Consider the following 1,189-nt stretch of genomic DNA (forward strand, 5'->3'; position numbering starts at 1 on the left):
TTGATTTTGTTTTTTTTGGCGATATTAACGAGAGCGATTCTTAATTGATTATTGTTGATTGTTTGATTTGTTTCAAACAATTGTTGAGTGGAAATGTAATCATTAAAGATAAAGAAGTAGAAAATCCCTAAATGATTCCGGAAATTATTAAAACAGTTAAGATAATTAATAATATTTTGGGTATTTTTTTAGGAGGTTGAAAAAAGGGGGTAAAATGAGATTGTTGGTTCGTCATTAAATTCCTTTTATTTTTAGACATAAATGTATTATACGTTGTTTTGCAATAATTTTGGTTTTTTCATTTACAAGAAAAATGCCCTATGAGAATAAATAGGCTCTGGATTAATAATTTTCGATTTCTTTTATGGAACCGTCGGGGTTATAGGAGGTGTATTTTGTTTTTTGGCCGGTTTGACGGTCGAAGTCGTAGGCGAATATGATGGAGCCATTGCGCTTGAATTCGGTGTATTTGATGCGGTTGCCAGTATGAGGGTCGTAGTCTGCGATGGACCAAATGGAGCCGTCGTAATTATAGATGGTTTTTTCGGTGCAGTTGTTAGTGATGGGATCGTAGACGATTATGCAATTGGGGGGACCGTCGGTTTCATAGATAGTGGTTTTAGTTATTTTTCCTGTTTTGGGGTCGTATTCGTCGATGCTCCAAAGAAAACCGTCAGCGTCATAGCATGTGTCTTTGGTTTTTTTGCCAGTTTTGGAGTCGTAATCCTCGATGGACCGAATTGAGCCGTCGGGATGGTAGGAGCTTTTTTGAATTATTTGTTGATTTTTTATATCCCATTTAATAATGTTTTTACTTCCATCTGTGTTGCGAGATTCTCTAATTTCAATGTTAGAATTTTTTGCATCGATATTAGGTTTTTGCTCTTTTTCGAGAGGGGAATGTTTATTTAAAAAATCATCCGTTTTATCTTTTTTAATATTTCCAGGGTCGCGATGTGTTGTTTTTGCCAGTTGTTCTCCTTCATTTCCTATGTTTATGGTTGGTTTTGATTTTTGGATCGAGCCTTTTTCTTTGTCAGAAACATCTTCTTTTTCTGCTGGTTGGGGTTGGTTTGATGTTATAGGTTTTTGTTTCGGTTCTTTAAGTTTAAGTTTTGGCGGTTGTGTTTGGGTTGTTTGTTGATTTTTTCTTGCGTTAGTTTTTCCCGCATCATTTTGCCCTGAGTTA

The 1,189-nt window shown here is 35.4% G+C and carries 1 protein-coding gene; it reads right to left on the reverse strand.

Annotated elements, in window-relative coordinates:
- Nucleotides 1-342 precede the first annotated feature (342 nt).
- A partial coding sequence (locus tag HR065_RS01300; protein ID WP_178734119.1) for a DUF2963 domain-containing protein occupies nucleotides 343-1,189 on the reverse strand: 847 nt, incomplete at its 5' end.

The organism is Candidatus Phytoplasma pruni, from assembly GCF_013391955.1.
Classification (GTDB): domain Bacteria; phylum Bacillota_I; class Bacilli_A; order Acholeplasmatales; family Acholeplasmataceae; genus Phytoplasma.